This is a genomic window from Pseudomonadota bacterium (assembly GCA_018242545.1).
Taxonomy (GTDB): domain Bacteria; phylum Pseudomonadota; class Alphaproteobacteria; order 16-39-46; family 16-39-46; genus 16-39-46.
In genome coordinates this window covers 1-9,630 of record JAFEBT010000068.1, presented here as the reverse complement: position 1 = coordinate 9,630, position 9,630 = coordinate 1, and the positions used below count along the sequence as shown (strand labels likewise).

The 9,630-nt window shown below is 37.6% G+C and carries 9 protein-coding genes; 2 read left to right on the top strand and 7 right to left on the bottom strand.

The window, feature by feature from the left end:
* Positions 1 to 208, top strand: a 208-nt coding sequence (locus JSS34_07585) for a hypothetical protein (protein MBS0186178.1), incomplete at its 5' end; no start/stop codon positions are given.
* Between the two features lie 46 nt (positions 209 to 254).
* Here JSS34_07585 and JSS34_07580 read toward each other — a convergent pair.
* The 7 genes from JSS34_07580 to JSS34_07550 all read right to left on the bottom strand — a co-directional run bounded on the left by JSS34_07580 (position 255) and on the right by JSS34_07550 (position 8,503).
* Positions 255 to 1,739 carry a Fic family protein gene (locus tag JSS34_07580; protein MBS0186177.1) on the bottom strand — a complete coding sequence of 495 codons (1,485 nt, stop codon included), beginning with the start codon at positions 1,737 to 1,739 and terminating at the stop codon, positions 255 to 257.
* Positions 1,740 to 1,986: 247 nt separating this feature from the next.
* A complete protein-coding gene (locus JSS34_07575) occupies positions 1,987 to 2,247 on the bottom strand; it encodes a F0F1 ATP synthase subunit epsilon (GenBank protein ID MBS0186176.1) in 261 nt (86 codons plus the stop codon).
* A complete protein-coding gene (gene atpD, locus JSS34_07570; protein ID MBS0186175.1) occupies positions 2,240 to 3,790 on the bottom strand; it encodes a F0F1 ATP synthase subunit beta in 1,551 nt (516 codons plus the stop codon). The genes JSS34_07575 and atpD overlap by 8 nt, the downstream gene beginning before the upstream one ends.
* 3 nt (positions 3,791 to 3,793) lie before the next feature.
* Positions 3,794 to 4,672: an ATP synthase F1 subunit gamma gene (gene atpG, locus JSS34_07565; GenBank protein MBS0186174.1), complete on the bottom strand. Its 879-nt coding sequence runs from the start codon at positions 4,670 to 4,672 to the stop codon at positions 3,794 to 3,796.
* A 7-nt stretch (positions 4,673 to 4,679) separates the two neighbouring features.
* Positions 4,680 to 6,209: a F0F1 ATP synthase subunit alpha gene (locus JSS34_07560; GenBank protein MBS0186173.1), complete on the bottom strand. Its 1,530-nt coding sequence runs from the start codon at positions 6,207 to 6,209 to the stop codon at positions 4,680 to 4,682.
* A complete protein-coding gene (atpH, locus tag JSS34_07555) occupies positions 6,209 to 6,748 on the bottom strand; it encodes an ATP synthase F1 subunit delta (GenBank protein MBS0186172.1) in 540 nt (179 codons plus the stop codon). The genes JSS34_07560 and atpH overlap by 1 nt, the downstream gene beginning before the upstream one ends.
* A gap of 126 nt (positions 6,749 to 6,874) precedes the next feature.
* On the bottom strand, positions 6,875 to 8,503 hold the full coding sequence (locus JSS34_07550) for an ABC-F family ATP-binding cassette domain-containing protein (GenBank protein ID MBS0186171.1): 1,629 nt from the start codon (positions 8,501 to 8,503) through the stop codon (positions 6,875 to 6,877).
* 439 nt (positions 8,504 to 8,942) lie between these two features.
* Between JSS34_07550 and JSS34_07545 the strand changes: the two genes are divergently transcribed.
* Positions 8,943 to 9,630 (top strand): transposase (locus JSS34_07545; protein ID MBS0186170.1); only part of this gene is annotated, 688 nt, incomplete at its 3' end.

Sequence of the window (9,630 nt, the reverse complement as noted above, 5' to 3'; positions counted from 1 at the left end):
TTCAGGCTCCGCTCAAGAGGTCTTTCAATTTTACACCACTTATTGGGACGTATACCATCTTCTGGTAATACAAAACTTAGCAGATCATCTTGATACGCTTGCCAATGAAATCCCTCAAAGTGAAGAAGAAGCAGAAGACCTTCATACAAAGGCAGCTGCTCTCAGGATATGGGTAAGAGCTGCCAAAACAAAAATACCATCGCATTGAATAAAAAGCTTCTTCTCCACCTTGGCGTATGAGTCGTTAGTAGATTTCAAGGCAAAATTAAACGCAGACTATTTTCATCTGCAATCATTGGATCCATAAAAGCATTGGTTTTTTTGAGATCAAGCTGTGCTTCATTAAAATCGTTATACCGAATAAAAAGTGTATATCTTTGAGCAAAATCTAAAACGCGAATCAGAGGATCTGGTATGGTGTTCAAAGATAAAGCACGCAAAGCACTTAAATAATTATTTCTGTAAATTGTCGGAATTATGATGCGTTGTTCTGATTGGCTTACAAGTTCCGCATTCATCATGATTCTTCCAACACGACCGTTTCCATCTGTGAAAGGATGGACCTCTGAAATCAAAAACATCATGAAGATGGCTTTATGGAGGGGACAATCAAGGGCTTTGTATATATCAAAGCCTTGTTTTAAAGTTCCGATCACAAGGTCTGGAGGTACAAAAGTCGTACTTCCAGCGCGATTGGATTCTTTCTTAAATTCTCCTGGATGTTTATCAGGTCTGCCTTCCATAATAGAAGCATGCCGTGTTTTGAGAAGCAGCAACAATTCTTCAAAATTATGAGGAACTCGGCTCATTTCAAAGGTATTTGAAACAATCTTAAATGTGCCTAAAATATCATGTGCATCTTCAGGGCGCTCAAAGGGTATCTTTCCTTCAAAAATGATAGCTTTCGCTTCGTTCACTTCGAACTCTGTTCCTTCAATAAAGTTGGAAAAATAAGCTTCAAAAAAACTTAAGTTAATGAGCCCTTCTGAGGAAAGAGGTGGAGAAATTCTAGAGATGGGAGACAACTTGGTAAGAGAGGCATACAACTCTGAAAATAAATGAAGGCGTTTTGGATCGTATGCAAAACCTGATTGCCCCGCCATTCCCAAAGAGCTTTCTAATTTCTCAGATTTTGTTCCTAAGAGGCTGCCAATGAGTTTGTCGAGACTTTTATACTCCTTTGTGAGTCCAAGAGATTTTGAAATTTTTGCACTCTCATCTCGGAGTTTATTCAATGCTTGTATGCCTCCAGTGTTGAGGAGATTTTCCAATTTTTCTTCAATCTCTTTCTTAGAAAGTGTTCGAGACGTTTCTGAATTTCGCGCTCTCGAGGGTTTCATGTTTTCTAAAAATGCTCTAGAGAGAGTTGATAAAAATAAGCCCCCTATAAATGGTCGGTCGGTTTGTAAAGGAGCATGTCCTTTTCGGGGACATAACGTTATTCCAGGGAGTTTTATTTTATGTTTTTGAGGGGCAACTAAAAAAATAAAGCCATCAGCTGTCGGCTTGTTTTCAAGAGCTGTTCGATCTGCAATTAACGCCCCTGGAAAATAAGCACTTACGATCACCCATAAATTCCGTTTGATAATAAGCTCCGGCGGATCTATCATATTTTGTGTATAGAGACGCGGAGCGAGCTTTCGCAATTTTCCATTTTTTACAAAACGCGATATGGTCTTCGTCAATGTGGCATTTGAGAGGAAAACTTCCGGAAAGCTTGAAAGAGATATTTTCGTCATGAGAAAGATCCTTTTCTCTACTATATGCGACTTTTTTATATTTAAGAAAAGAAAAATGCGATTTTTTCGGAATAATGGTCTTCAAGCCATCTTTTCATCCATATTTGGACACAGAAAACGAAAGGTATTTCAATTATGAGTGTCTCTTATTTCCTTAATTCAAAATTCGGATCTTATTAACATCGTACAATGTGTTTTTGCAAGTTATGGCTCATTGTAGACAAGCTTATTGTGCACCACTTTAAATTTATCCAACACTTTTCCCAGATTCCGTATAAACAAAACAAGACTCTTTATTAATTTGGGCATAACCCTTTTCAATATCATATTGCCTCATGATCTCAGAGCTTGTCTTATAAAGATCGAGTCGTCCCTTTTTTAAGGCAACAATCATCGGAATATGATTTTCAAGGACACCAAGAGCTCCTTCTTCGCCAGGAAGAACACACATAAAAGCGTCCTCTTCCATAAGAATGCCTGTTGGCGTAATAAGCGTCACTTTAAACATTCTTGTTTTTCTCTTCTTTTTCTGAGCGTGAGAATCTCTCTAAGACTTCATCAAGCGTCCCCGCCATGTAAAAAAGATTTTCAGGAATATGGTCACAATTTCCCTTCACGATGGCATCAAATCCCTTAAGGGTCTCTTCAAGAGGCACAAAGCACCCCTTTATACCGGAAAAGACCTCTGCCACAAAAAAAGGTTGAGATAAGAATTTTTGAATTTTCCGCGCGCGCATAACAATGAGTTTATCCGACTCTGATAGCTCTTCTATGCCAAGAATGGCAATAATGTCTTGAAGAGATTTATAAGTTTGAAGAATTTTTTGAACCTCACGGGCAATAGAATAATGCGTCTCTCCCACAATCCGCGGGTCTAAAATACGTGAAGATGAATCCAAAGGATCAACAGCAGGATAAATACCGATTTCTGCAATTTGTCGATTTAAAACGGTGGTCGCATCAAGGTGCGTAAAGGATGCAGCAGGAGCAGGATCCGTCAAATCGTCGGCAGGAACGTAAATTGCCTGAACACTTGTAATTGATCCTTTATGGGTACTTGTAATTCTTTCTTGTAAAGCTCCCATTTCCGTTGCAAGTGTTGGTTGATACCCCACAGCAGAAGGAATACGCCCCAAAAGAGCAGACACTTCAGATCCAGCTTGGGTAAATCTAAAAATATTATCGATAAAAAGAAGAACATCTTGATGAGCAATATCCCTAAAATACTCAGCCACGGTTAACGCGGTAAAAGCAACACGTGCACGCGCTCCAGGAGGTTCATTCATTTGAGCATAAACGAGAGAGGCTTTTGATCCTTTTTTATCTAATTCGATAACACCCGAATCGATCATTTCATGATAAAGATCATTTCCTTCTCGCGTTCTTTCTCCAACCCCCGCAAAGACAGAATATCCGCCATGGGCTTTGGCAATGTTATTAATAAGTTCCATAATAATCACTGTTTTTCCAACGCCAGCACCTCCAAAAAGTCCAATTTTGCCTCCCTTTGGATAAGGTGCTAAAAGATCAATCACTTTAATGCCTGTGATCAAAATTTCGGTTTCCGTCGATTGTTCTGTAAAAGAAGGGGCTTCATTATAAATAGGACGCATAAGTTTTGATTGAATAGGCCCCCTTCCATCTAAAGGCTCTCCCGTTACACCCATAATGCGTCCGAGGGTTTCTTCCCCTACTGGAACCATAATAGGATGATCTAAGTCCGTCACAATTTGACCCCGAACAAGACCATCCGTTGCATCCATGGCAATTGTACGAACCTGGTCGTCTCCTAAATGTTGAGCGACTTCTAAAATAAGAGGTTGTCCATTATTTTCTGTCTGAAGCGCATTTAAAATACGTGGAAGATGATTTTCAAAAAAAACATCGACCACAGGTCCTATAACTTGTGTGATAACGCCTTTAAATTTTAAAGCTGTTTCAGGAACATCCTTTTCAGGCTTTTTAATTGTTTTTGCCCGAGAGGATAGCTTGGTTACTTTTGAAGGTATGACTTTTTTATCCGATTTTTTGATAGAATTATCATTTTTCATAAGTTAGAGGGCCTCCGACCCTGAAATAATTTCTATTAACTCTTTCGTAATTGTTGCCTGGCGAGATCTATTATAAAGCAATTGTAAAGACGCTGTCATTTCTTTTGCATTGCGCGTCGCTCCATCCATGGCCATCATACGTGCTCCTTGTTCACTCCATTCACTTTGCAGCAGGCTATGCGCCAGTCGTGTCCAAAGATACATTTCTAAAAAAGGAGGCAAAAATTCTTGAGGAGACGAATCAAGCTCATGGGGTGTGCAAAATGAAGAACTTTCTTTAAGAGGATTTAACAAAATTGGGATAAGAGTTTCTTTTTGGGGAATTTGGCTCATGACAGAGTAAAATTGACTGTAAAAAAGGGTACAAGCCTCAAACATATTTGTGCGATAAAGATTCATAATATATGCTTTCATCAAAGAAGCTTTTTTCAAAGGATCTTTCTCGGTATTAAAATTCATCTCTTCTTTCAAAAAACATTTTTCCCAATTCTTTTTTAAAAGATCTCGTCCTTTTCGACCACAAAGAAGAATAGAAAATGTTTTTCCTTCTTCTTCAAGATTTTTTAAATAATTTTTGACATCCCGAATGATAAGAGTATTAAAGGTCCCACATAACCCTCGATCTGATGTCATCACAATAACCAAATGATGCGCTTTTCCTCTCAAAGGCTGAAGGAGTTTAATGCCTAACGTCTCACTTTTTTCAATTGTTGAAATATCCTTCAAAAGCATTTCAAATCCTTTAATAAAAGAAGATGCTTTTTTAAAGTTTATCTCTGCTTTTCGTAATTTGGATCCAGAGACCAACATCATTGCTGTTGTTATTTTTTCAGTCTCTTGAACTGTTCGAATACGGGTGCGCAGAGCTTTAAGACTTGCCATAAACAACCTATACAAAAATTTTTTTAAACTGATTTAAAAATTCTGATAATTCTTTTTCCGTTTTCTCTGACAGCATCTTATCACGGCGAATAGTTTCTAATAAAATAGGCTTTTGGCATTTTAGATCATTCAAATACATCTCTTCAAATCGCTGAATATTTTCAGGAGCAACATCATCTAAATATCCTCTTACGCCAGCAAAAATAGAGACCACTTGTTCTTCAATCGGCATCGGGCAATATTGTCGTTGCTTCAAAATTTCAGTTAAACAAACGCCTCGTTTTAGAAGATCTTGTGTTGATTTATCAAGATCAGCCCCAAATTGAGCAAAAGAAGCCATCTCTCGGTACTGAGCAAGTTCAAGCTTAATCTTACCAGCAACCTGCTTCATAGCTTTTATTTGAGCAGCGCCTCCCACACGTGAAACAGATAACCCCACATTAATAGCTGGTCGGATTCCTTTATAAAACAAATCTGACTCTAAGAAAATTTGACCGTCTGTAATGGAGATTACATTTGTTGGAATATAAGAAGAAACATCTCCTCCTTGAGTTTCAATAACTGGTAAAGCTGTCAATGACCCTCCTCCATATACTTCTGAAAGCTTTGCTGCACGTTCTAAAAGCCTTGAATGAAGATAAAACACATCGCCTGGATATGCTTCACGCCCAGGAGGACGTCTTAGGAGAAGAGACATTTGACGATATGCCACAGCATGTTTTGAAAGGTCATCATAAATAACGAGGGCATGCATTCCACGATCTCTAAAATATTCTCCCATAGCACACCCTGTATAAGGCGCTAAAAATTGGAGCGGAGCGGGCTCTGAAGCCGTTGCAGAAACAACAATCGAATACTCTAAAACCCCAAAATCATCGAGTGTTTTTACAATTTGTGCAACTGTTGACCGCTTTTGACCAATTGCCACATAAATACAAAATAACTTCGACTTAAGATCTGAAGATGCATTTGTTTCTTTCTGATTAAGAATTGTGTCAATAAGGAGAGATGTTTTTCCTGTTTGTCGATCCCCAATAATAAGCTCTCGTTGTCCTCGGCCAATAGGCACCAAGGCATCAATAGCTTTTAGACCGGTTTGCATAGGTTCACGTACTGATTCACGCATAATAATCCCAGGGGCTTTTACTTCAACGCGTCCTTTTTCAACATCAATAAGAGGGCCTTTTCCATCAATGGGATTTCCAAGAGCATCAACAACGCGACCTAAAAGTCCCATGCCAACAGGAACTTCTACAATTTGTCCTGTTCGTTTGACGATGTCGCCTTCTCGAACTTCCCGATCTGTTCCAAAGATTACAATCCCGACGTTGTCAAGTTCAAGGTTAATGGCCATCCCTTTTAGCCCTGAAGGGAATTCAACCATTTCTCCTGCTTGGACATTATCTAAACCATAGACATGCGCCACACCGTCCCCCATGGATAAGACGCGTCCAATTTCTGAAACCTTAGGAGCTTCAGAAAATTCGGAAATTTCTTTTTTCAAGATTGATGCAATTTCAGATGCCTTCATCTTCATTATGATTTACCTTTCAATGTTTTTTCAAGATTGCTGATCTTTGTTTTTAAAGAACAGTCAATAAGAATGGAATTTATTTGCACTTGAAATCCACCTAAAAGCTTTGGATTTTCTTTTGCAGACAAAATAATTTCTTTTCCCATCTTCTCTTTTAAATAGTTTTTTAAAAAAATTTTCTCATTTTCTTCTAAAGCAACAGCAGATTCCACTAAAACAGGAATAAATCCAAAATTTACTTCAACACACTTGCGATATCCATAAATAATGGGAAATAAAAGATTTAAACGGTGATATCGATCTAAAACTCCAATAAAATTTTTTATCAAGAGACACAGATTTTGAGTTAAGGCGGATAAAGAACGTTTTTGTTCTTTTTTTAACGATTTTGGATACAATATATGCTTCATTATCCCAGAATTCATACGCAAATGTTCTTCTAAATCTTTTAAATCTCTTTCAACCTCCTCAACTTTATTCTCTTCTTGAGCCAAAGAAAAAAGGGTTTTTACGTAGGTATTAACAATCTGACTATGATTCACTGTTCGTGCGCCCAAAAGATAAACTCCTGTTCTCCTGAAACCATAAAACAAAAACTTTTTAATAAAACATATTTATCTTTATATGAATATCATAATTCTCCTTTTTTAGAAACTATCTTAGATAATTCATGTTAATTTTAATACATTCGGGAAATGTGCACGTTCAGACAATCTCTCATAATCATCAAGCTTTCCTTCAAAAAGTTCTCCTCTCCCATCTGAAGTCATTGCAAAAATATGCGTCGCAACATGATTAATAAAAGAACGATTATGGCTTACAAATAAAACCGTTCCTTTAAAGTCCTCAAGAGCATCACTTAAAACTTCTGTGCTTGACATATCTAAATGATTGGTTGGTTCGTCTAATAATAAAAAGTTAGATTTCTGAACAAGTAAGCAACTTAATCCTAAACGACTTTTTTCTCCTCCTGAAAGTACACCTGTTTTTTTAAAAACATCATCCTTTTGGAAAAGGACGCCTCCTAAAGTTGCACGTGCCCGTTGCTCAGAGACATCCCCCTGTGACATAATATTTTCTAAGACTGTTTTCCGGTCATCTAAAGCCTGTACTTGATCTTGAGCATAATATCCAATCACTACATTTGACCCAAAAGTAAGATCTCCTTTTAAAAGAGGAATTTTTCCCGATATTGTTTTTAAAAGCGTGGATTTTCCAATGCCATTAGCTCCTATAATCGCAATTTTTTGACCGCGTTCAATTTTGAGAAAAAGACGTGTGGCAAGGGGAGAGGTATAACCAATTGCGCCATCATTCAACGTCATCACATGTTTTCCACTTGGTATTTCAACTTTTATGTTTAATACCATTTGAGAAGGATCTTCCTCATGAACAATTGCTTCTTCCAACCCACGAAGACGGGCCAACATTTTCATGCGGCTCCTTACTTGTGCTGCTTTTGAAGGTCTTGCTCGGAATCGATCACAAAATCGTTCAATCTGCTCATAACGCGTTCGAATATTTTTTGAGGCAGCTTCATTTTGAAGTTGCTTAAGTTCATGTTGTTCTAAAAACGAGTCAAAATTTCCTTTATAAGGAGTCAAAACTCCTTTTTGAAGATGCAATGTTACCGTTGAAAGACGGTTTAAAAGATCTCGATCATGGGACACAAATAAAAGCGTTCCTTTAAAGGTCTCTAAAAATCCTTCAAGCCATATCATACTGGGAAGATCAAGATGATTCGTCGGCTCATCTAAAACCAAAAAGTCTGGTTTATTAATCAGCGTTCGAGCAAGCTCAAGTCTCATACGCCATCCTCCCGATAAGGAAGTCGGAGACTGATCAAATTGAGACGCTTTAAAACCAAGCCCCATGAGGTATCCCCGGGCTTCCGACTCCAGAGCATAACCTCCTTTTTGAAAATAAGAAGATTCAAGCGCTTCATATTCATAAAAAAGCTCATCAGAGTAATTTTCTCCCATACGCGCAAGAGCTTCATCACGCTTGCGACAAATATCACGAAGCTCATAAGCTCCGTCCATACATTCTTCAAGAAGCGTTGCTTTGGGCCTTGGATTGGGATCTTGAGGAAGGTATCCAACAATTACTTTTTTTGGTTTTGTAACATTTCCAGCATCGGCTTCTTCGAAGCCTGTGATAATATTTAAGAGGGTTGTCTTTCCGGCACCATTAGGTCCAACAAGAGCGATATGCTCTCCTTCTGGAAAATGATATGTCACATTGCTCAAAATAGGGCGCGCTGCAAATTTTTTAGTCACATTTTGTAAAAAAATCATGTACGGTCTCCAAAACTTCTGAAAAAGAAGCTTTTTTTAAATTTTGTTTAAGTTTTGCCGTACTTAAAATTAAATTTCCGGCACACATTATTTAAAATGTGTGCGGCGTTATCCTGTGATAACAATTCCTTTAAAAGACATTTCGAAACCTTAACTTAAAATGAATTTAGTTTAAAATTATTCTCAACATTGACTTATATAATACATAATTTTTAGACTTCAAATACCAAAATTCCAAAAAATTATTTTTTTCGATGAAGAAATCTCTCTTTTATAACAAGGCGCTCGAAAACTCTTTTCTTTAGAGAAGAGATGAGAGCGCCGATTTTAAAGCAGGCTGAAGAACTCATATTTTGTTCGGAAAAGAAATTTAGCCATCATTCCATTTTTTTTAGCCCATGATATTGAGGTTTAGTAGAAAATGTATTATCGTTTTTGAATGAAAATTAGAAAAGCATTTCAATTCAAATTAAAATTAAGCATTCCTCAGACTCAAGTTTTGAGGAACTATATGGGCTGCGCACGTTTTGCATATAATAAAGCTCTCGCTCTTCAAAAAGAGCTTTATGAAAAAGAGCAAAGGAAATTGAGCTATTCTGAACTGGCGCGTTATCTTGTTGTTTGGAAAAAAGAAGCAGAAACGTCCTTTTTAAAAGAAGCGCCTGCTCAAATTCTCCAACAAAAATTGATGGATTTGGAAAAAGCTTATGTCAATTTTTTCAAAAGAGAGGCGGGATTTCCAAAATTTAAAAAGCGCGGAAGACGGGTAACTTGTCGTTTCCCAGATGCGACACAAATCAATTTAGATCAAAAAAATAAGCGCGTTCATCTGCCTAAAATTGGATGGGTACAGTACTGGAAAAGTCGAGATGTTATAGGAATCCTTAAAAATGTCACAATCTCCTATGAGGGAGGAGATTGGTTCATCAGCTTTCAAGCGGAACAAGAGATTGAATTTCCTGTTCATCCGTCAACATCCATGGTTGGCATTGATTTAGGAATTACCCACTTTGCAACACTCTCAAGTGGGGAACATATTCCTGCGCTTAATAGTTTAAAAAAGCATACGAGAGCTCTCAAGCGCTCACAAAAGAAACTTTCACGCAAAAAGAAAGGAAGCCAAAATT